The sequence below is a fragment of the Rhodococcus sp. KBW08 genome, from assembly GCF_003852455.1.
In the GTDB taxonomy this organism is placed as follows: Bacteria; Actinomycetota; Actinomycetes; order Mycobacteriales; family Mycobacteriaceae; genus Rhodococcus_F; species Rhodococcus_F baikonurensis.
Genome location: NZ_QAJJ01000009.1, coordinates 46,709 through 67,132, shown reverse-complemented (window position 1 = coordinate 67,132; position 20,424 = coordinate 46,709). Strand labels below are relative to the sequence as shown.

Sequence of the window (20,424 nt, the reverse complement as noted above, 5' to 3'; positions counted from 1 at the left end):
ACTCCTCGACGGGAGTTCGGGGCCCGTTCTGCATTCAGGCGGCCCGGTTCTTTCAGGCGGCGCTGCTGTGGGTGCCCTGGAGTTCGCGGGGGGAGCCGGTGATGACGACGCGTGAGGCTCCGCGACTGCGGATCTCGCTGATCAGTGCGCCGAGGGTGGCTTCGTGGGCAGCATCGGAGTGCGAAAGATCCAGCGTGACTGCGTATCCGGTGAGGTCACCGGGCAGATCGACATACGGCGGCGCGATGGACAGTTGGTTGACTCGAAGTTTCATGTGGTGCTCCTGCGTGTGAAAGGTAAAAGAAAAGGCACCCGAGGCGTTTGCCCTGGGTGCCCGAGAACGAATCCGGTGAAACTGGGGATCATTCTCGGGGTACACCGCGCTTGTTGCCCATGTGCTCGGCCGACATTGCGGCCGAAAAAATGTGCTTGTCTGCGGTGCAGCTGCGCCACGAAAGTACGGATACGACGTTCAGGTGTAGCGACATGATGTCCGTTCCTTTCTGGGTGGCGTTGCTGGTTAATGGATGACCGTACAGCACGGATCGAGGGTTCGCACCAATAAAAAGCGCCGCGAACGTAAACTCCGCGTGACTTCTGTCCCCGGATTCGCCGGATCGAAAGAGTCTTCGTTGCAGGTCAGGCGTAGAAAGCAGAAGTCCCTCCGCGATGGTTCGCGGAGGGAACTTTCTACCTGAAAAAGAGGACGTTCGGTCTGTACGTGATCAGGAGAACGAACGGACCCACGCTGTGAAGGGCTCCGAGAACTCTGCCGAGTACGGAAGCGGCGCGACGTAGTCGGCTCCGGTGGACTGTTCGTCGCCGATGTCCTTGAGTACGAAGTTGGCGTTGCGCATCCGTACGGACGTCAGCGCTGTATGGGAGAGTGCGGCGTCGAGTGCCGCCACGTCGGCGGGAATGACTTGGATGTCCTTGTCCGAGCAGCTGGTGAGGACGGGCATCCCGGCCGGCAGCGCCGCCACGAGCGCGACCGGGTCCAATGCGTCTTCCTCGGCGAGTGCCTTGGCGTTGGCATGCACCAGTCCCGCATTCTGCAGCGGTTCGGGCAGATCATCCGGAACCGTGCCCTCGGAGCGAAGGGACTCGACGGCGTCGGCCAGCGCGACGCGAAGTTCGTCGGCCAGTTCGACCGGCAGCTGACCGGCACCGACGACGGCGTCGAGTTGGCGGTGAATCTGCGTCGTGAGTAGATCGAGAAGCCGCACGCTCAGTGGCTCGAGCAGTGCGAGGGCGCTGACTCTCGATCCCTCTTTCGCAGTGGCAAGTGCCAGTGCGACGACGGCGCCGTCGCTGTGTCCGACGACGAACAGTCGCTCGGGATCGACGCCGGGTTGTCCGGCGAGGTAGTCGAGTCCGTCGGAGGCGGCGTCGACAAACGTGTTGAAGCCGAGATCGGCGATGTCTTCGATGTCGTAGTCGCCGAGGGCGGTTTCGCCGCTCCCGAGCTTGTCGTAGCGCAGGCTTGAAATGCCTTGATTTTCAAGAAGATCCGCGATGAACCGCAGAGTTCCGATATCGCCTTCGAGAAGTGCGCTGTCGCCGTTGCGATCGGTGGGGCCGCTACCGGCCAGAATCAGCGCGGCCGGGGCAGGGGCGTCGGGTGAGGCGGCCAGGCGAAGACTCCCGTACAGGGTGACGTCGCCGGATTGGAACGAGATCTCGGTGTCGGACATGACGACTTGTCTACCAGGTCGGTGCGGTCAGGCGGTGCGCAGACTCCGGACACGACGCCAGCCACGCCAGCTGAACCACAAGAGTGCGGCGAGCAGCGGAATGATCAGGAGCGGCAAGATCATCGCGATCAACGAGGTGAAGAAAGTCAGCACATCCTCGATGACGGACACGACGGGATTCGCCAGTCCACCGGTAGTGGCCGTACTGACCGCGCGAGTACCGGTCTGGGCGGCGCTGAACGTCAACGCCGTCGGTGCTCCGACGATGATGCCCGCCAACGCGGCCATCGCAGGGTCGAGATGACTGAATGCCGCCCAGGCGGCGATCACTCCGGCAATCGGTCCGGTGACGTTGCCGATCACCGAGAGTGCGTTGTCCACGAAGGGAATGAGGTCGGCACCCAGTTCGACCACAGCGGCGATTGCCAATGCCACCAGCGCGCCGGTCGATCCGATCCACCGCATCGACTCGCCGACGGTGATCCCGAACAGTTCGAAGTGGACCGCAGCGCTGAGCATCAGCAGCGGCAGGAAGGTTCGCATTCCGGACGCTGCGGCGAGTCCGAGGCCGAGCATGGCGGGCAACACCCAGGTATCCATGGGTGGAGTTTAGGTCTACTGTGCGCCTTTATTAACCGCCGGCGGTTAATAAAGGCGCACAGCAAAGTCTCGGAAAGGACCTTCCATGGCGACAAACCCGCAGCCGATGTTCTTCCTCAACCTGCCCGTCAAGGACCTGGGCAAGGCCACCACCTTCTACGAGGGGCTCGGATACTCCAAGAACACGCAGTTCTCCGACGAGAATGCGTCGTCGATGGTCATCAGTGACACCATCGTCGTGATGCTGTTGGCCGAGCCCTTCTTCAAGACCTTCACGACGAAGGGCATCGCCGACACCTCGACGTCGACGGAAGCGCTTCTTGGACTCTCGGCCGAGACTCGCGAGGCAGTCGACACCCTCGTCGACAAAGCGCTCGCGACCGGCGGTTCCGAAGGAAACGCGACGCAGGATCACGGCTTCATGTACAGCCGCAGCTTCCAGGATCCCGACGGCCACATCTGGGAAATCATCTGGATGAATCCCGAGAACATCGAGGGCTGAGCGACCGAACTTCCTCGGCGAGAGGCGAAACCCCGCAAACACTCGTAGCGTGGAGTGGTGACTGTCGCAAAAACCCTCGGAGAGCTACGCGCCTCCGGACACGTACAGCGAAGTGTCAAGGAAGAACTACGAGAGAACCTTCTCGCCGCGTTGCGGGACGGCCGTGACCCCTGGCCCGGGATAGTCGGGTTCGAGGACACGGTCGCCCCGCAACTCGAGCGGGCGCTGATCGCCGGCCACGACGTGGTTCTGCTCGGCGAACGAGGTCAAGGAAAGACGAGGTTGCTTCGCACCCTCGGGCTCCTTCTCGACGAGTGGACGCCCGTCATCGAAGGCTCGGAACTGGGGGAGCACCCGTACGAGCCGATCACCCCGGCTTCGATACGTCGAGCCAAGGAACTGGGGGACGACCTCCCGATCGCCTGGCGCCACCGCAGCGAGCGATACTCCGAGAAGCTGGCAACGCCGGACACCTCGGTCGCCGACCTGATCGGCGACGTCGACCCGGTCAAGGTTGCCGAGGGGCGGAGCCTCGGCGATCCCGAGACCATTCACTTCGGCCTCGTGCCCCGTGCGCATCGCGGAATCGTGGCGATCAACGAGCTTCCCGACCTCGCCGAGCGCATCCAGGTCTCGTTGCTCAACGTGATGGAAGAGCGGGACATCCAGGTCCGCGGGTACACGCTTCGGCTTCCGTTGGACGTTCTTCTGGTCGCGAGCGCGAACCCCGAGGACTACACCAACCGTGGCCGCATCATCACCCCGCTCAAGGACCGCTTCGGCGCAGAAATCCGCACGCACTACCCCGTCGAGTTGGCGGGCGAGATCGCGGTGATCGAGCAGGAGGCACATCTGGCCGCCGAGGTGCCCGACTATCTCCTCGAAATTCTTGCCAGATTCACTCGCCTGCTCCGCGAATCCACCTCGGTGGACCAGCGATCGGGTGTGTCGGCTCGCTTTGCCGTCGCCGGCGCCGAAACCGTCAGTGCAGCGGCGGTACGACGCGCGGCGGTGCTCGGCGAGGCCGATCCTGTTGCCCGGCCCGTCGATCTCGAGTCCGTGGTCGAGGTGCTTCGCGGCAAGGTCGAGTTCGAATCCGGTGAAGAGGGCCGCGAACTGGAGGTGCTCGAGCACCTGTTGCGTCGCGCGACGGCCGATACGGTTCGGGTACGTCTGGGCGGAATCGACCTGGGGATGCTGGTTTCCGCTGTGGAGATGGGCAATACGATCGTCACCGGTGAATCTGTCACGGCCAAGGCGTTTCTCGACGAGCTTCCGGACCTCGAGGTCCTGGACGAAGTAGCCGAGCGTCTGGGTGCGCAATCCGACGGCGAGCGTGCCGCCGGTGCCGAACTTGCCCTCGAAGGGCTTTACCTTGCGCGCCGGATCTCGAAAGATCAAGGCCCGGGCGGCCGCTCGGTGTACTCGTAAGGGGCAGTGATGATTCACAATCCGCGGTACGGGCCGTACGACGGTGGTCCCGATCCGCTGGCGCCACCGGTAGATCTACGCGATGCCTTGGCAGCAATCGGCGACGACGTGTTGTCCGGCACGTCGCCGCGCCATGCCCTGCGGGAGCTGCTGCGGCGAGGCAATCGAGATATGCGCGGGCTGGACGAGCTTGCCGCACAGGCGAACCGACGTCGACGCGAGTTGTTGCGCCGCAACAATCTCGACGGGACGCTCGACGAGGTTCGTCAGCTTCTCGACAAGGCGGTGCTCGAAGAGCGCAAGGAACTGGCGCGTGCTCTCGACGACGACGCACGGTTCAACGAAATGCGGATCGAGGAGTTGCCACCGTCGACAGCTCAGGCAGTTCAAGATCTGGCCGACTACAACTGGCGCAGCGAACAGGCTCGCGCGGATTACGAGAAGATTCGTGATCTGCTCGGACGTGAGGTCCTCGATCAACGCTTCTCGGGAATGAAGCAGGCGCTCGAGGGCGCTACCGACGAGGATCGTGAGCAGATACGCCAGATGCTGGCAGATCTGAATCAACTGCTCGATGCGCATTCACGGGGCGTCGACACTCCGGAGCAGTTTGCGGAGTTCATGGACAAGCACGGGCAGTATTTCCCGGACAACCCTCGCAACGTCGAGGAACTTCTGGATTCGTTGGCGCAGCGCGCGGCGGCCGCACAACGATTGCGGAACTCGCTCTCGCAGGAGCAGCGTGACGAGTTGGATGCGTTGGCGCAGCAGGCGTTCGGTGATCCGAGCCTGATGAGTGAGCTGAGTCAACTCGACCAGTTCCTTCAGGCGGCTCGGCCGGGTGAGGACTGGGAAGGTTCGCAACAGTTCCGCGGCGACAACGGAATGGGGTTGGGTGAGGGGACCGGCGCACTGCAGGACATCGCCGAGCTGGAATCCTTGGCAGATCAGCTGTCTCAGCAGTACGCGGGCGCGGCGCTCGACGACATCGACCCCGAGCTACTTGCGCGGCAGCTCGGCGACGAAGCCGCTGCGGACGCTCGCACCCTGGCCGATCTCGAGAAGGCCTTGCAGGAGCAGGGTTTCTTCGATCGTGCACCGGACGGTCAATGGCGCTTGTCGCCCAAGGCCATGCGGCAGCTCGGGCAGACCGCTCTGCGTGACGTCGCCGGGCAACTGTCGTCACGAACCGGTCAACGCGATACGCGTCGGGCCGGTGCGATGGGGGAACCCACCGGAGCTTCCCGCGAATGGGAGTTCGGGGACACCGAACCGTGGGACGTCACCAGAACCATCACCAACGCCGTCCTGCGTGACCCGGGCCGAATGCCGGTGCGGCTGAGCGTCGTCGATGTCGAAGTTGCCGAGACCGAACAGCGCAGCCAGGCTGCGGTGGCTCTGTTGGTGGATACGTCGTTCTCGATGGTGATGGAGGATCGCTGGGTGCCGATGAAGCGCACCGCTCTGGCACTCAATCATCTGGTGAGCACGCGGTTTCGCAGCGACGAGCTGCAGTTGATCGCCTTCGGACGCCACGCGCACGTACTGAGCCCGTCGGAGCTCGCCGGTTTGGACGGCGCCTGGGATCAGGGAACCAACCTGCACCACGCACTGTTGTTGGCAGCCAGGCACCTTCGACGCCATTCCAATGCGCAGCCGGTGGTGCTGATCGTCACCGACGGTGAGCCGACGGCTCATCTCGAAGCGGACGGAGAAGCCAGGTTCGACTACCCGCCGAGTGCGCGAACCCTCGGTTTGACGGTTCGAGCACTCGACGCGGTGGCCAGGCTGGGCGCCAAGGTCACGTTTTTCCGCCTCGGTGAGGATCCAGGCCTGGCCAGGGTGGTCGACCGGATGGCGCACCGGGTGGGTGGACGCGTCATCGCGCCGGACCTGGACGGCCTCGGCGCAGCCGTCGTGAGTGACTACATGCGAGGTCGCCGTTAACCCCGTCGCTGCTAATTCTGTCGCTGCTAATTCTGTTCAGCGGGCTGATGCTGGGTGATGCAGTGGATGCCGCCGCCGCGTTCGAACAGAGGTCTGGCGTCGACGGTGACGACAGTGCGTCCGGGGTAAGCGGCTGACAGGATCTCTACCGCTTCGGCGTCGGCAGGATCGTCGAAGCTGCAGGCGATCACTCCACGGTTGACCACGAGATGGTTGATGTAGCTGTAGTCGACGAATCCCTCGTCGTCGCGCAGGATTTCGGGAGCGGGTACCCGAATGACCTTCCACGGCCGGCCACCGACGTCCGTCGAGCTTTCGAACAACTCGATGATCCTCTTGCTGACGGCGTAGTCGGGGTGCACCGGATTGCGTTGGTCATGGACCAGTACCACTCCGGGGGAAGAGATGGCAGCGACGATGTCGACGTGTCCGCGGGTTCCGTAGGTCTCCTGATCGCGGGTCAATCCGCGGGGAAGCCAGATGACGTGTTTGGCTCCGATGGTGCGGGCGAGTTCGGCCTCGATGTCCGCCTTCGTCAGATCGGGATTGCGCCCCGGATCGAGTTGGACGGTTTCGGTGACCAGCACGGTGCCGAGACCGTCGACCTGAATGCCGCCGCCCTCGTTGACGATTGGTGAGTCGACCAACTGGGCACCGGATTGTTCGACGACAAACCTGCCGATCTTCGAGTCCTTGTCCCACTGTGCCCAATCCTGTGCGCCCCAGCCGTTGAACACCCAGTCGACTCCGCCGAGACGGCCTTCGTCGGACAAGACGAACGTCGGTCCGATGTCGCGCATCCACGCGTCGTCGAGAGGTGCCTCGACGATGTCGACCTTCCCGGACAGGTACTTTCGTGCTTGCTCGACTTCGGCGGGATCGACGACGACGGTGACCGGCTCGAATTCGGCGACGGCGTGGGCGACGGCCGCCCACGTCGAGCGCGCTTCATGCTGTTCTTCGGCGGTGTCCCCGAGGGAGTACCCGGCACTGGGGTACGCCATCCAGGTACGTTCGTGCGGCTCACTTTCCGCGGGCATGCGCCAGGTCATCAGTGGGCTCCCGCAGTCTTCACCGGTGCGGTCAGAGCCGAGTAGGTGTCGGGTCGGCGAGTGGCCAGGAATGGGAACAGTGCCAGCCAGTCTTCGCGCTGCTGCAGGTCGAGATCGGCTACCAGCACGGCAGATTCGTCGCGGGGAGCCTGAACGAGGATGCGTCCGTACGGGTCCGAGATGAAGGACGAACCGTAGAAGGTGATGAGACCTTCACTGCCGTGACGATTGGGAACAACCATGAAGGTGCCGTTGGCGATACCGTTTCCGACGATCACCTGCTGCCACAGCGGTTGGGTGTCGAAGTTCGGGTGATCGGGCTCGGAGCCGATCGCCGTCGGGTACACCAGAACCTGGGCACCGGCGAGGGAGTATGCACGCGCGACCTCGGGGAACCACTCGTCCCAACATGTCGGGAGTCCGAACTTGGCGCCGAGTGCCTCGTGAACGGGGTATGCGTCCTCGGACGGACCGCCGCGGAAGTACGTGTCCTCGTAGTACCCGGCCGTCACCGGAATGTGGAGCTTGCGTGTACGACCGAGGAGTTCACCTCCGGGTGCGACCAGGATCGCGGTGTTGAAGCCCAGGCCGTCCTCGGCCTCGCTGCGCTCGTACAACGATGCGTGAACGAGGACTTGGTTCTCGGCGGCGGCCTTGGCGGCGAAGGCGAGAGTGGGTCCGGTGAGTAGGTCTTCCGCTTGGCGTCCGGGATTGTCGTCGGCCGGGCTGGAGGCGGGGTACCGGCTGAGCGTCAGCTCCGGAAGAAAGACCACGGAAGCGCCCAGCTTCGCTGCGGCCGCGATGCCCTCGCTCAATTCGGTGTAGAGGTCGTCTTGGTCCTCGTGCCAGCGATGTTGGACGAGACCCACACGCAGAGGGGCGGACGTGGACGGCGTGGTCGCGGCCAAAGACTCGGGTGGGGTGAGGGCGGTGATCGTCAGCATGGGGTTTCCTCGGTGCTCGGGTATTCGACGTTCAACGTAAAACGAATGTGATTCGTTAAGTATGGTGGGTGAGCGCTGATTGATCAAGGACTTTCGAGGAATTGTTTTTTGCGGCGCCCCGAACGGTGTGGATCACTACAGGAGGACATATGCCGCGGCCATCGCAACGACTGCTCTCACCGGCGATCATCACCGAGGCAGCGATCGAGTCGGTGGACGAGTCCGGCGATTTCACCATGCCGGGACTCGCCGCAAGACTGAAGGTTCGACCGTCGTCGCTGTACAACCACGTGTCCGGACGAGCCGAGATCGTCGAACTGATGAGGGCTCAACTGATGGCGGGAATCGACGTCGAGTCGGCCTCGGGCACCTGGAGTGAGACGGTTGCGGCGTTGGCGGCCGAGTATCGGCGAAGCTACGCCGCGCATCCTCGTCTGATTCCGCTCTTCACGGCGCAGACCGTGCAAGCCGGTGTGGCGTTCACCCTGTACAACGCGTTGGCGCAGGCCTTCGCGGACGGCGGCTTCGACCCGGCCGAAACGCTGCATGCAATTACAACCGTCGACAGTTTTGTTCTCGGTTCGGCGTTGGATCTGGCGGCGCCGGATGTCCAGTGGGCGTCGGGGCCAGAGGCCAACGACGCGATGAAGGCGGCGTTGGCAACGTCCGGGAAAAATCCCGAACGTGCCGACGCCGCCTTCGAATTCGGCTTGCGTGTGTTGATGGCGGGCCTGATCGCACAGGCCCCCGACGCTACTGTCTCCTAGGACACGCTGAGATCGTTCTCGTCGCGCAGAGCCTCCGTGTCGCGGTTGAGTGTCTTTCCCTCGAAGAACGCGGGGTTGCGCACTCGCATGACCATCATCAGGACCGCGCCGAGGATGAGAATGCCGAAGCCGAGGAAGAAGACCAGGCCGATGCCGCCGATCGATGCCCCGCTGGCATTGTCCGGATTCATGCTCTCTTGAACCGAAATCACGAACACCGCAAGCAGCATGAGCCCACCGATGAGCGGGAATGCGAGCCGGAAGACGAAGTTTCGTACGCTCTCGAAGAGAGTCTTGCGGAAATACCACACACACGCGAATGCCGTGATGCCGTAATACCAGCAGATCATGATGCCGAGGGCGGCGATGGTGTCGAGCAGCGCACTTTCGGAGAGGAAGGTGACAACGCTGTAGAACACTGCGGTCACAGCACCCGCGACCACGGTGGCGTACGACGGCACGAGGAAGCGAGGGGAGACCTCGGCGAGCTTCTTGGGGAACGCTCCGTATGCACCCATGGCGAGCATGGTTCTCGCTGCAGGCAGGAACGTGGTCTGCAGGCTTGCGACGGAAGAGACGAAGACGGCGAGGAACAGGAGCATGCCACCCCAGTTGCCCAGTACCGGGTCGGCCAGAGCGCCGAAGACGTTCTCGGAGTTGTCGGGATTGCCGAGGCCGAGACCTTCCTCGCCGACGCCGGCGTACATCATCGCGGCAACGGCGACCAACAGGTAGGTCAGGAGAATGGTTGCGACACAGAGCAAACCGGCGCGGCCCGGGGTCTTCTTCGGGTTCTTCGACTCCTCGCCCAGCGTGAGACAGGTATCCCAACCCCAGAACGCGAAGATCGATCCGGTGAGTCCGATGACGAACGCTCCGATGGCGAGTCCACTGAACGGGTTGAACCAACTCAGGTCGAAGGACAATCCGGCCGGGGCGTCGCCGGCACCGACGTGAACCAGTGCAACGACGGCGAAGACGACGAGCAGCACCATCTGGAAACCGACGAGCGCGAACTGCACGCGCTCGCTGGTGGTGATTCCTCGACTGGCAATCCAGGTGGCCAGGGCGATGAACACCAGCGTCGTACCGACGTTGACAAATTTGTTGCCCGGTAGATCGGCGATGGAGGGATTGTCGACCACCCGCGCGATGAACAGATAGAAGAAATCGACGGCAATGGCCGCGAGGTTCGAGAGCACGATGATGGTGGCGATCACCATGCCCCAACCGCACATCCAGCCGACGTACGGTCCGAACGCCTTGGTGGACCACGTGAACGACGCCCCGCAATCAGGAGTGTCCGAGTTCAGTTCACGGTAGGCGTACGCAGTGAGGAACATCGGGATGAAGCCGGCGATGAAGATAGCGGGCATCTTGAGGCCGACGGCGGCGACGATCAATCCGATGCTGGCGGTCAGGGTGTAACCCGGTGCCACGGAGGAGATTCCGAGTACGGCACCGGAGATCATGCCGATCTTGCCGGTGGCGAGACCTTTGGAACTCAGTTCGGTGCTGGTCATGACAGTGCCTCCGGCTGGGTGAATTCGTGCTTGGGCACTACGACCATGGGAACGGGCAGCACGCGCAGCATCTTGGCGGCGGTGGAGCCCAGGAATAGTTTGCGGGGCTGTGCGAGACGACTGGAACCGACCATCACGAGGTCGCCGTCCTGCCAGTCCAGTTGACGCACTGCGGATTCCACCGTGGAACCGTCGGCGATGATGACCTCGATCGGGAACTCCGCGGGAAGTGCCGCTCGGGCGACGTCGAGTGTGTCCTGAGCGTGATTTCGTGCCCGTTCTCTCGCCGATTCGGCGGTGTCGCGATGATCGCGAAGATCGTTCTGCGGGTCGAGCGCGACGAGTGAGACCAGTCGCAGAGGAACCTGCATCAGTTCGCTGGTGCGCACCGCTGTGTTCAAGACGATGTCGGCGCCGACGCGGGTGCCGAGTGCGCAGGTGACCTCTCGGATCGCCGAAGCCGCCGAGTGCCGCGTTCCGCGAGGGGCCAGAGCCACCGGGACGTGAGCGGAGTGCAGCAGCTCGGTCGAGACCGAACCTATCGCGTGACGGCCGAGCAGACCGTCGCCGGAAGCGCCCACCACGATCGCCAGAGCGTTCAGCCGGTCCACCTCGTCGAGCAGTCCCTGAGCGAACGACTCGTGGAAGCTCAGGTGTACTTCCACCTGAATGTCCTCGGGCACCGAGGCTTTCGCCTCGGCAAGCCAGTCGTGTGCACGTGCGGCGAGGATGTCGTCGTAGCCGGCTTCCGAGGGAACCTTGGCCGGCAGTGTCCGATCCGGAGGGAGGACCATGCAGATGTCTAGTTGCGCGCCGAGACTGCGCGCGAGCTGGGTCCCGAGGACCAGCCCGTCTTTACCGCTGGGTGTGGCGAGGTATCCGACGATAAGGCGCATGGTGGCTCTTTTCCGGATTGGAGGAATCTGCTGTGCGCCTTTATTAACCGCGGGGGGTTGATAAAGGCGCACAGCAGGAGGGGCGGCGACTCAGTCGTGCGAACTCATGACGTGCTTGAGGCGGGTGTAATCCTCGACTCCGTAGGCCGAGAGATCCTTGCCGTAGCCGGAGTACTTGAAGCCGCCGTGCGGCATCTCGGCGACGAGCGGGATGTGGCAGTTGATCCACACCGCACCGAAATCGAGAGCAGCGGAGACGCGTTGTGTGACACCGTGATCCTTGGTCCAGATGCTCGAGGCGAGGCCGAAGCGAACGTCGTTTGCAAGCGTGATCGCCTCCTTCTCGTCGGAGAAGCTCTGAACTGTGAGGATAGGACCGAAAGTCTCTTCCTGCACGATGTCGTCGGATTGTGCGACGCCGGTGATGACCGTCGGCTCGAAGAAGAATCCGGTTTCGCCCGAACGCTTTCCGCCGGTAACGATCTTGGCCGATGCCGGCAGGTTGGCGATCTTGTCGCTCACGGCGTTGAAGTGGTTGATGTTGTTGAGCGGGCCGTAGAAGGCATCAGGATCGGAAGGCGCTCCGGGCCGCAGCTTTTCGGCGTTGCGCACGAGGGCTTCCACGAGCTGATCGTGGATGGATTCGTGGACGAGCACGCGGGTGGCCGCGGTGCAGTCTTGACCGCCGTTGAAGAACGCGGCCTCGGCGATGCCGGTGGCGGTCTTCTCGATGTCGACGTCACCGAACACGATCGCCGGTGCTTTGCCGCCCAGTTCGAGGTGCGCGCGCTTGAGTTGCTGCGCCGCGGACACGGCGACCGCGATGCCTGCCCGTACCGAACCGGTGATGGAGACGAGACCGAGGGCCGGGTTCTCCACCAACGTCGCGCCGGTACCGCCGTTGCCGAGCACGACGTTGAACACGCCGTCCGGCAGGATGCCCTTCGAGAGCTTCGCCAGGACCAGCGTGCTGCCCGGTGTGGTGTCGCTGGGCTTGAGGACGATCGTGTTGCCGGCCGCAAGGGCAGGCCCGATCTTCCACAGCGCCATCATGAACGGGTAGTTCCAGGGAGTGACCTGACCGACGACACCGATGGGCTCACGACGGACGTACGACGTGAAACCCTCCATGTACTCTCCGGCGGCCTTCCCCTCGAGAAGGCGTGCGGCTCCGGCGAAGAACCGCATCTGATCGGCTCCGACCTTGACCTCTTCGTCGGCGATCATCTGGTGCGCCTGGCCGGTGTTGGCGCTTTCGGCTGCGACGATTTCGTCGCTGTGCGCTTCGATGGCGTCAGCGAGCTTGAGGAGTGCGGCCTGCCGCACGCTCGGCGTCGTCTTGCCCCAGGTCTCGAACGCGCGCTGTGCGGCTTCGACGGCGGCGTCGACGTCTGCCTTGGTGGAGATCGGCGTACGCCCGACCACACTCTCGTCCACGGGGTTGATCAGGTCGAGTGTTTCCGTCGCGGTTGAGGCGACGAATTCACCGTTGATGTAGTTCTCGAGTACGACGATCGACATCGGTACCGGTTCCTCTCGAGGTCGAACGAGTTCCGGCCGAGGTGATCGACACAGAACTCGCACTGTGTGGGGCGTGTGTGAGCAAGTGTGCGCTGACTCACAAGTAAAGACAGCTGCCAAAAAGGTGAAATCTTTGATCGCCGACGCGCCGAGTTGTACAGTCCAGCCCATGACGATCGCTGTGCGGTGGATGTTGGCGCAGCCGGACCTCGCGCTGGAACTCAAAGGCGGGGCGCAGGGGGTCGGTCGCGAAATCACGTTTGCGCACGCCACGGAGTTGCTCGACCCGTTCCGATGGTTGACCGGCGGCGAATTCATTCTCACGACGGGCATCCGTTTGCCGTCCACTCAGCAAAAGCGCGGCCGCTACCTTCGAATGCTCGATGCGGCAGGCGTAGCGGCGGTCGGCTTCGGGACCGGACTCTCGTACCCCGAAGTTCCGGCCGATCTGGTGGCTGTCGCCGACGAGATCGGCCTGCCGCTGATCGAGGTGCCGCTGCCGACGCCGTTTGCCGCCGTCGTCAAGCGTGTGATGAGCCGGTTGGCAGAACAGGAATACGAAGCGGTCCTTCGGGCGTCGCGGGCGCAACCGCGGATGACGCGGGCCGTCATTTCCGGTGGAACGGCTGCGACCGTGCGTGAGCTGGCGATCGCAACGTCGGCGACGGTGCTTCTTCTCGACGTCGCCGGACGAGTTCTCGAGAGCTCACCTCAACTGCCGACCGACGAGGTGATCGACGAACTGCGAGCAACTCTCGGGGGCGGTGCGTCCAGTAGCGTGACGCTCGCCAGTTCCGGAGCGTCCATCGCCGTGCAACAGATCAGTGTCGGGCGAACGCCGTACGGATACCTGGCGGTGATCAGTGCGTCGGCGCTCAGCTACGTCGATCAGATACTTCTCGGTCACGCGAACTCGTTGCTGGCGTTGGACTTCGAGAAACCTGCGCGCCTGCGCGCCACTCAGGATCAGCTGAATTCGCATGCCCTCGGGCTGCTGCTCACCGAAGATCGTGACCCGGCGCCGGCGTGGCAACAGATCCGCCAAGCCGCAGACGGCGAGGGAATGATCCGTGGCCTGACCGTTCTGGCGGACACGGCCGACGTCGCGGGACGGGTCGGAGTCGAGATTGCCGAGTTCATGAACAAGGCAGGGCGGCAGTTGTTCTCGCGGATCAACGACACTCGGGTCACGGTGCTGCTGCGTGGAACCGACGACGTCCAGTTCGCCCGCGAGCTACTGGGCGGGGTATCGAGGTCGGATCTTCGCGCGCTTCGTGTGGGTCTGAGTGCGCGGCGCGTGGTCGCAGCGCTGGCGGTCGCCGTCGAACAGTCCCAGCTGTGTGCGTCGGCGGCGGAAATCGGCGGCGAGCCTTTGGAATTCGCGGCTCTGACCGGCAGTGTGCTGCTGTCCTTCGATTCGACGCGTGAAGTGCTCAATACGCTGGCGGAAACGATGATCACCCCGATCGAGGACTACGACCGTGACAACGGCACCGAACTGTTGGCATCGTTGCGGGCATTTCTCGAGGCCAACGGGCATTGGGAAGCGGCAGCGATCACGATGGGCGTCCACCGGCACACACTGCGAAGTCGAATGGCGAAGGTGGAGAGCCTGATCGACTGTCGGCTGGAAGTCGCGAGAGTTCGTGCGGAACTGCTGCTCTCGATCATTGCCCGGCAATCATGACTGCCGGGCAATGATCGAGACTTGGCGAAGCGGCCGTCAGGCCTTGCTGCGGGCGATGATGTCGGCGGCGGTGCGCTGACCCATCCGAACGGCACCGTCGACGTGCTGGTACCCCTCGGCCGCGATGTCGGAGCACGAGAAGTGGATCGGTCCGACGGGCGTGCGGGAATCCGCGCCGTAGCGGTGCAGGCCGCCGAGATCGAAGCTCGCCGCGTACGCACCGCGGGTCCATTCCTCCGAGCCCCAGTCGGATTCGTAGTACACAACCGGCTCTTCGGCCTTCGGGCCCAGGTAGCGGGCGAGTGAGGCCAGAATCGTGGCCTTACGCTCCTCGGCGGAAAGCTCGAACATCGCGTCGGCCTTCTCGTCGGAGACAAAAGCAACCAGGGTGCCGCGATCGTCCTCGTGGTTGGTGTTGTCGTACACCTCCTGCACTACCTCGGACGCGCCGAAGCCGGTGCCGGAGAGGCCGTCTTCGCGCCAGAAAGGCGTCTCGTACACGGCGTGCACCTTGATGACGAGGCCGAGAGACTGATGCTGATGCATCTGGTGCTGACGACGCGGCAGCGGGGGATCGTAGGAGATCCGGGAGTAGAGGTTGGGCGGCACAGCCAAGATGACCCGGCCTGCCTCGACGCGAATGTCGCCGTCCGCCAACACCGTTGCACCGGATTCGTTCCACGTCACCGTACGCACGGGTGCGTTGAGGAAGACGTCGTCACCGAGGGCCTCCGCCATGCGGATCGATACCTGCTGCATTCCGCCGATCACTCGCTTGTCGAGGATGAAGTCCTCGTCGACGAGGTGGGAGAACGAGCCCGCGGAAGCGGCCATGAGTACGGCCTGCAGGGCGGAGAACGAGTGGGCGGGCTTGGTGAGCATGCCACCGGCGATGAAGAGGCCGATGTTGTCACGGGCCTCGGCGTCGTCGGACTGATTGATCAGCCACTGCTTGAAGGAGACTGTGTCGAGATCGCGGGCGAGGGGATGTGCCCACGGCTCCTCGGCGCCGATCTGCGCTGCGAGATCGTCCATCTCATCGATGAGACGGTCCATCTCCTTCTTGGTGGTCTCGTTCGTGGGGAAGGAATCGCCCGTGTATCGAGTCCGCTCGCCTGCTGACGAGATGTAGACGGACTCGCCCTCGCGGTAGCGCTCGAAAGTCTTCAGGCCGAGTTCGTCGAGCAAGGAGATCAGAGCAGTCTGGTCGGGGGAGACCCACTGGCCGCCGATCTCCAGGACTGCGCCGTCGATGGTGTCGGTCCACGTGCGGCCGCCGACACGATCGCGTGCTTCGATCACGGCGACGGACAAGCCGGCCTTGCGCAGCGCGGTTGCCGCTGCCAGGCCAGAGGGGCCGGCGCCGACGATTGCAACATCTCTCTGGAGAGTAGGCACTTGCGAGCTCCTTCATGTTGAGCACCGCTCGAGTCGAAAAGCTGCCGACGAGCGAGTGAACGGGTGTCGGTTTTCAGTCTGTCCTGAGGAGACGCACGCCACACCTGACGAAACGGAGTGTTCGATCGTCGAAGTTGTGCCGTTTAGGCGCGCGGCTAGCCGTTGATGACGTGACGGTCGCCGAGCGGTCGGCTCAGCGGGACGTCCAAGCTGCCGAACACGGCAACCAGAATGCACATCTTGTCCGCGGCCTCTGGCAGTGCTCCGGTTCGGAGAGTGACGATCACCGTCGTATCGGTCTCCTCGACGGTCGCGTACGCGCCGTAGCACTCCGGAGTGCCGGTCACGAAGTGGACGGCCACCGTGTGATCGTCGACCTCGGACCACGATTCGAACATCGTGGCCGTCGCACCCACGATGTCGGCGCGGCTGTCGAACTCCGTGCCCATCTCGCTGTCGTCGACCTCGTCGGGAACGGGGGTTCCGAGCGACCAGTCGGCGGGACTCGCTTCGTTGGCCGCCATCGGATTCGGTGCGGCAACCGGCCCCGTGGTCTGGGCCCCGACGGAGCATCCGGCCACAGCAAGGCAGGCCAGAACGGCGAGGGTTAGTACACGCATGAATCCACCGTAACCCTGCTCAAGCGAGTAGTGCTGTGACCAGCGCAATTGCCGGAATAGACGCCAAAGTAGTGACAAAGGCACTGTCTCGGGCGAGGACCATTCCGCGCCGATAGCGGCTTGCATAGATGAAAACGTTCTGAGCCGTCGGCAACGTCGAGACCACCACGATGGCGAACAGCTGATGGCCGTCGATGCCGAGGAGGAAATGCGCCATCAGATAGGCCAGCACAGGTTGGACGACGATCTTGAGCGTCGACGCCAGCGCGACGTCGCGTCGAGGACTCGAGCCCTTCTCGAGTACCCGTACGCCGTACAACGAGAGCCCGAATGCCAACAGTGCACCGGGTACTGACGTCGCGCCGATCAATTCGAAAGGCTGCATCAGCGGCCGGGGCGGTACCCAACCGATCAACGCGACGATCAACCCCGCAGCGCCCGCGAGCACGATCGGATTCTTGAACGGGGCAGTGACGGTGTCGATCAGCGAGAGTTTCTCGGCGTCAGCGCCGCGAAGGGCCGTCAGATCGAGGATCGTCAAGGCGATGGGGGAGTAGACGACGATCTGGAAGAGCAGGAGCGGCGCGACGAACGTGGCATCGCCGAGCACGAACACCGCGATCGGGATACCGAGGTTGGCCGAATTCACGTACGACGCCGACAGCGCGCCGATGGTCAGCTCGGGCAGCGGCCGGTCGAGCCAGATCTTTGCGACGACGACGTACAAGGCGCCGACGGCAAAGGCGGTGGCCGACGCGACCGCGAGCGTCGGCGAGAAGATCACCGACAGATCGGACGACGCGAGCGTGGTGAACAGCAGGGCAGGGGTCGCGACGAAGAAGACGAGCCGACCGAGAACGAACTGTCCTTGGCTACCGAGGGTGCCGAGGCGACCGAGGAGATACCCGACCGCGATGACCACAAAAATGACGGTGAAACCCGCAACAACTCCCGACACGCTGCGGGCACCTCTCGACTGGAATGAACGACTCCCGGAAATCTTAGTCCGGGCAACGAAAAGGCCGCGCAGTCGAGTGACTGCGCGGCCTCTTCGGTACTTCTACGTATGACTACCGTGCGGCGGTGAAGGGGAGCAACGCCATTTCGCGGGCGTTCTTCACTGCAACGGCGACCTGACGCTGCTGCTGCGGGGTCAGGCCCGTGACGCGACGGCTGCGGATCTTGCCGCGGTCCGAGATGAACGTGCGAAGCAAGTTGATGTCCTTGTAATCGACATGCGTGATCTTCGCTGCGAACAACGGGTTCTTCTTGGGCTTACGACCCTCTACGGGGCGTGGCTTCTTCGACGGTGAACGCTTGACTGCCATCCGACTTCCTTACCAGCTCGACTTGTGTACGCCAGGCAGTTCCCCACGGTGCGCCATTTCTCGCACGCGAATCCGGGAGAGCCCGAACTTCCGCAGGTGGCCGCGCGGACGTCCATCCGCAGCGTCTCGATTGCGCAATCGTACCGGACTGGCGTCGCGTGGTAGACGTTGCAGGGTCGCTTGGGCCTTCGCGCGCTCCTCGGGTGAGCTTTTCGGGGAGCGGATCGTCTCCTTGAGTGCCGACCTCTGGTCCGCGTATCGCTCGACGACGACCCGTCGCTGGTTGTTCTTCGCGATCTTCGACTTCTTGGCCATGCCTACTTCTCTTCTCGGAAATCGACGTGCTTGCGCAGCACCGGGTCGTACTTCTTCAGTACGAGTCGATCGGGGTCGTTGCGACGGTTCTTGCGGGTCACGTACGTGTACCCGGTGCCCGCGGTGGACTTGAGTTTCACGATCGGGCGGATCTCGTTGCGTGCCATCTGCTCAGACCTTCTCGCCGCGCGCGCGGATCCGGGCGACGACGGACTCGATGCCGTCGCGGTCGATCGTCTTGATGCCCTTGGTCGAGAGCGTGAGTGTGATGCGACGACCCTCGCTCGGCAGGAGGTAGGTCTTGCGCTGGATGTTCGGGTTCCAGCGACGGTTCGAACGCTTGTGGGAGTGCGAGACGGATTTTCCGAACCCCGGCACACGTCCGGTCACTTGGCAGTGAGCCGACATGGGTATTCCTTTCAACTTGCAGATGACAATCATTTTCGACAATGCGGTGAGATCAATGTAGCGTTCAACCCCGGTAATGACAATCATTCCCAGAAAGGTCCGCTGTGAACACGATCTTGGACGGCAGGACTCCGCTGGTCCTGGTCGCCGGTATGAGCGAATCCACCCCACACACCGCACGAGCGTTGCTGCGAACCGGAACTGTTCTGGTTCACCACGACCTGAGCCACGTCCGTGAAGGGGTGGTCAGGCGGACGGTCACCTCGATGACCGGGGGTACGGGGTCTGCCGGCACAGTGTCCGAGCGCGAGACGATCCTCGAGCTCGCGCACGGCTGCGTCTCCTGCACCCTGCGCGAAGACCTGCTGCCGCTTCTGCGTCGGCTTCACTCGCACAGTTCGGTGCAGCGCATCGTCCTGTTGCTGGACCGCCAACTCGAACCCGAAGCGCTGTGTTGGGCGATCGAGCACGTCGTCGTGACCGGCGTCGTCGGCCAACTGGACGGACCGGCACAGCGTGACGTCCGTGTCGACGCCGTCGTGACGTGTATCGACGCGCAGACCTGGCTGGCCGACGCCACCGGCGACGACGCTCTCGACGACGACCGCACCCTGGCGCAGGTCGTCGTCGGGCAGGTCGACTTCGCCGACGCGCTCGTCCTACGCGGGTCCGATGGACTCGACGGCTGGCAGCGGTCCCGCCTGAACGCGGTTCTCGCACGCATCGCCCCGCGGGTACCCGTCTTCGATGAGGGAGACGACATCGAGGCACTGCTCCTCGAGGTGCCTGCGGACGCGCGACGCGGTGAGCTGGCCGACGCACACTCGCCGTTGCTGCGTCGTCAGCCGCCGCTCGACGACGACGGCGGAGTGATGCTCGTCGAGTTCACCGCGAACCGGCCGTTCCACCCCGGGCGTCTGCACGAGGCGATCGACGTCCTGCTCGAAGGCGTCGTGTACTCCCGCGGACGAGTCTGGGTGGCGACGCAACCTGGCGAAGCGCTCTGGCTCGAATCGGCGGGCGGCGGCCTGCGAGTTGCCAGCGCGGACACCTGGCTGGCCGCGATGACGCCTCAGGAACGAGACCGCGTGCCGGCCGAACGCCGTGCGCTCGCCGCCCTGAAATGGGACGAGCGTTTCGGTGATCGCGACACCTCGATGGTTGTTCTGACATGCGGTGCGAGCCCGCTCGAGATCGACCGAACACTGCAGCACGCCTTGGTCACCGACGACGAGTTGGCGGACGAAGCGTCGTGGGCCACCTGGGAAGACCCGTTCGGCGAGTTCCACGAAGACCCGTGCGACGAATCCGAATCACCCTATGCCGAAACCGAATCAACGCGAGAGGGAAACGAATGAAGAAGCAGATGCACCCCGACTACCACCCGGTGGTCTTCCAGGACGCCAGCACCGGCAAGAGCTTCCTGACCCGATCGACCGTGACGAGTGACCGCACCGTCGAATGGGAAGACGGTTCCATCTACCCGCTGCTGGTCGTCGATGTCACGAGCGACTCGCACCCGTTCTGGACCGGAGCGCAACGCGTGATGGACACCGCCGGACGCGTCGAGAAGTTCGAGCGTCGCTACGGAAAGCGCAAGGCGCTCTGATGGCCGTTCCCAAGCGGAAGATGTCCCGTTCCAACACCCGCAGTCGCCGTGCCCAGTGGAAGGCGACGGCGCCCGATCTGGTCGAGGTCACGGCCTTCGGACAGACCCACCGGGTTCCGCGCCGACTGGTCAAAGCAGTTCGACTCGGGGTGATCGACCCGAGTCGCATCTGACCGTGCGAT

Annotated in this window: 23 protein-coding genes; 8 read left to right on the top strand and 15 right to left on the bottom strand. The window is 63.7% G+C overall.

Translation table 11 applies throughout. The features are described from left to right. Positions 1 to 52 precede the first annotated feature (52 nt). The 3 genes from DBV08_RS11100 to DBV08_RS11090 form a co-directional block, all read right to left on the bottom strand. A complete protein-coding gene (locus DBV08_RS11100; RefSeq protein ID WP_003946391.1) occupies positions 53 to 274 on the bottom strand; it encodes a hypothetical protein in 222 nt (73 codons plus the stop codon). 451 nt (positions 275 to 725) lie between these two features. Beyond that, on the bottom strand, positions 726 to 1,694 hold the full coding sequence (locus DBV08_RS11095) for a S9 family peptidase (protein ID WP_124567457.1): 969 nt from the start codon (positions 1,692 to 1,694) through the stop codon (positions 726 to 728). Between the two features lie 27 nt (positions 1,695 to 1,721). Continuing rightward, positions 1,722 to 2,294, bottom strand: coding sequence for a DUF4126 domain-containing protein (locus DBV08_RS11090; protein WP_007727593.1), 573 nt, complete (start codon positions 2,292 to 2,294; stop codon positions 1,722 to 1,724). 85 nt (positions 2,295 to 2,379) lie between these two features. On the opposite strand from DBV08_RS11090, the gene DBV08_RS11085 reads away from it, so the two are divergent. The 3 genes from DBV08_RS11085 to DBV08_RS11075 are packed head-to-tail and all read left to right on the top strand — an operon-like array spanning position 2,380 to position 6,174. Beyond that, positions 2,380 to 2,796 (top strand): VOC family protein, encoded by a 417-nt coding sequence (locus tag DBV08_RS11085; RefSeq protein ID WP_019744746.1) that lies wholly within the window; start codon positions 2,380 to 2,382, stop codon positions 2,794 to 2,796. Positions 2,797 to 2,850: 54 nt separating this feature from the next. After that, positions 2,851 to 4,227, top strand: a complete 1,377-nt coding sequence (locus tag DBV08_RS11080; protein WP_124567456.1) for an ATP-binding protein — start codon at positions 2,851 to 2,853, stop codon at positions 4,225 to 4,227. Between the two features lie 9 nt (positions 4,228 to 4,236). Further along, complete coding sequence (locus DBV08_RS11075) at positions 4,237 to 6,174, top strand: VWA domain-containing protein (protein ID WP_124567455.1); 1,938 nt, start codon at positions 4,237 to 4,239, stop codon at positions 6,172 to 6,174. Between the two features lie 26 nt (positions 6,175 to 6,200). On the opposite strand, the gene DBV08_RS11070 is transcribed toward DBV08_RS11075, so the two are convergent. Together DBV08_RS11070 and DBV08_RS11065 are read right to left on the bottom strand one after the other, a co-directional pair. Beyond that, positions 6,201 to 7,226, bottom strand: coding sequence for an agmatine/peptidylarginine deiminase (locus DBV08_RS11070; RefSeq protein WP_124567454.1), 1,026 nt, complete (start codon positions 7,224 to 7,226; stop codon positions 6,201 to 6,203). After that, entirely contained in the window at positions 7,226 to 8,170 is a 945-nt protein-coding gene (locus DBV08_RS11065) for a nitrilase-related carbon-nitrogen hydrolase (RefSeq protein ID WP_124567453.1), read from the bottom strand. The genes DBV08_RS11070 and DBV08_RS11065 overlap by 1 nt, the downstream gene beginning before the upstream one ends. 149 nt (positions 8,171 to 8,319) lie before the next feature. On the opposite strand from DBV08_RS11065, the gene DBV08_RS11060 reads away from it, so the two are divergent. Continuing rightward, entirely contained in the window at positions 8,320 to 8,937 is a 618-nt protein-coding gene (locus tag DBV08_RS11060) for a TetR/AcrR family transcriptional regulator C-terminal domain-containing protein (RefSeq protein WP_124567452.1), read from the top strand. Here the strand turns inward: DBV08_RS11060 and DBV08_RS11055 are convergent. The 3 genes from DBV08_RS11055 to DBV08_RS11045 form a co-directional block, all read right to left on the bottom strand. Beyond that, complete coding sequence (locus DBV08_RS11055; RefSeq protein WP_095971071.1) at positions 8,934 to 10,460, bottom strand: APC family permease; 1,527 nt, start codon at positions 10,458 to 10,460, stop codon at positions 8,934 to 8,936. The genes DBV08_RS11060 and DBV08_RS11055 overlap by 4 nt on opposite strands. Next, positions 10,457 to 11,356, bottom strand: coding sequence for a universal stress protein (locus DBV08_RS11050; protein ID WP_124567451.1), 900 nt, complete (start codon positions 11,354 to 11,356; stop codon positions 10,457 to 10,459). Before DBV08_RS11050 ends, DBV08_RS11055 begins: the two co-directional genes overlap by 4 nt. Positions 11,357 to 11,446: 90 nt before the next feature. Further along, complete coding sequence (locus DBV08_RS11045; protein WP_124567450.1) at positions 11,447 to 12,877, bottom strand: gamma-aminobutyraldehyde dehydrogenase; 1,431 nt, start codon at positions 12,875 to 12,877, stop codon at positions 11,447 to 11,449. A 169-nt stretch (positions 12,878 to 13,046) separates the two neighbouring features. Here DBV08_RS11045 and DBV08_RS11040 point away from each other — a divergent pair, with 169 nt between their 5' ends. After that, positions 13,047 to 14,564 carry a PucR family transcriptional regulator gene (locus tag DBV08_RS11040; RefSeq protein WP_095971068.1) on the top strand — a complete coding sequence of 506 codons (1,518 nt, stop codon included), beginning with the start codon at positions 13,047 to 13,049 and terminating at the stop codon, positions 14,562 to 14,564. A 36-nt stretch (positions 14,565 to 14,600) separates the two neighbouring features. Here DBV08_RS11040 and DBV08_RS11035 read toward each other — a convergent pair whose 3' ends face one another. The 7 genes from DBV08_RS11035 to rpmB form a co-directional block, all read right to left on the bottom strand. After that, a complete protein-coding gene (locus tag DBV08_RS11035) occupies positions 14,601 to 15,962 on the bottom strand; it encodes an NAD(P)/FAD-dependent oxidoreductase (RefSeq protein ID WP_124567449.1) in 1,362 nt (453 codons plus the stop codon). Between the two features lie 155 nt (positions 15,963 to 16,117). Next, positions 16,118 to 16,582, bottom strand: coding sequence for a hypothetical protein (locus DBV08_RS11030; RefSeq protein ID WP_124567448.1), 465 nt, complete (start codon positions 16,580 to 16,582; stop codon positions 16,118 to 16,120). Positions 16,583 to 16,601: 19 nt separating this feature from the next. Next, complete coding sequence (locus tag DBV08_RS11025; protein WP_058037885.1) at positions 16,602 to 17,540, bottom strand: AEC family transporter; 939 nt, start codon at positions 17,538 to 17,540, stop codon at positions 16,602 to 16,604. A gap of 112 nt (positions 17,541 to 17,652) precedes the next feature. Continuing rightward, positions 17,653 to 17,910, bottom strand: a complete 258-nt coding sequence (rpsR, locus tag DBV08_RS11020; protein ID WP_003946414.1) for a 30S ribosomal protein S18 — start codon at positions 17,908 to 17,910, stop codon at positions 17,653 to 17,655. Positions 17,911 to 17,919: 9 nt separating this feature from the next. Beyond that, on the bottom strand, positions 17,920 to 18,225 hold the full coding sequence (gene rpsN, locus DBV08_RS11015) for a 30S ribosomal protein S14 (RefSeq protein WP_124567447.1): 306 nt from the start codon (positions 18,223 to 18,225) through the stop codon (positions 17,920 to 17,922). Positions 18,226 to 18,227: 2 nt separating this feature from the next. Beyond that, positions 18,228 to 18,392, bottom strand: coding sequence for a 50S ribosomal protein L33 (rpmG, locus tag DBV08_RS11010; protein ID WP_003946358.1), 165 nt, complete (start codon positions 18,390 to 18,392; stop codon positions 18,228 to 18,230). A 4-nt stretch (positions 18,393 to 18,396) separates the two neighbouring features. Beyond that, the gene (rpmB, locus tag DBV08_RS11005) at positions 18,397 to 18,633 is read right to left on the bottom strand and encodes a 50S ribosomal protein L28 (protein ID WP_003946346.1); all 237 of its coding nucleotides are present in this window, start codon (positions 18,631 to 18,633) and stop codon (positions 18,397 to 18,399) included. A gap of 104 nt (positions 18,634 to 18,737) precedes the next feature. On the opposite strand from rpmB, the gene mrf reads away from it, so the two are divergent. Genes mrf through rpmF form a run of 3 tightly spaced genes read left to right on the top strand, consistent with a single transcriptional unit; the run spans position 18,738 to position 20,415 of the window. Further along, positions 18,738 to 19,991, top strand: coding sequence for a ribosome hibernation factor-recruiting GTPase MRF (gene mrf, locus DBV08_RS11000; RefSeq protein ID WP_124567446.1), 1,254 nt, complete (start codon positions 18,738 to 18,740; stop codon positions 19,989 to 19,991). Continuing rightward, positions 19,988 to 20,242, top strand: coding sequence for a type B 50S ribosomal protein L31 (locus DBV08_RS10995; protein WP_124567445.1), 255 nt, complete (start codon positions 19,988 to 19,990; stop codon positions 20,240 to 20,242). Before mrf ends, DBV08_RS10995 begins: the two co-directional genes overlap by 4 nt. Then, positions 20,242 to 20,415 carry a 50S ribosomal protein L32 gene (gene rpmF / locus DBV08_RS10990; RefSeq protein ID WP_007727540.1) on the top strand — a complete coding sequence of 58 codons (174 nt, stop codon included), beginning with the start codon at positions 20,242 to 20,244 and terminating at the stop codon, positions 20,413 to 20,415. Before DBV08_RS10995 ends, rpmF begins: the two co-directional genes overlap by 1 nt. Positions 20,416 to 20,424 lie beyond the last annotated feature (9 nt).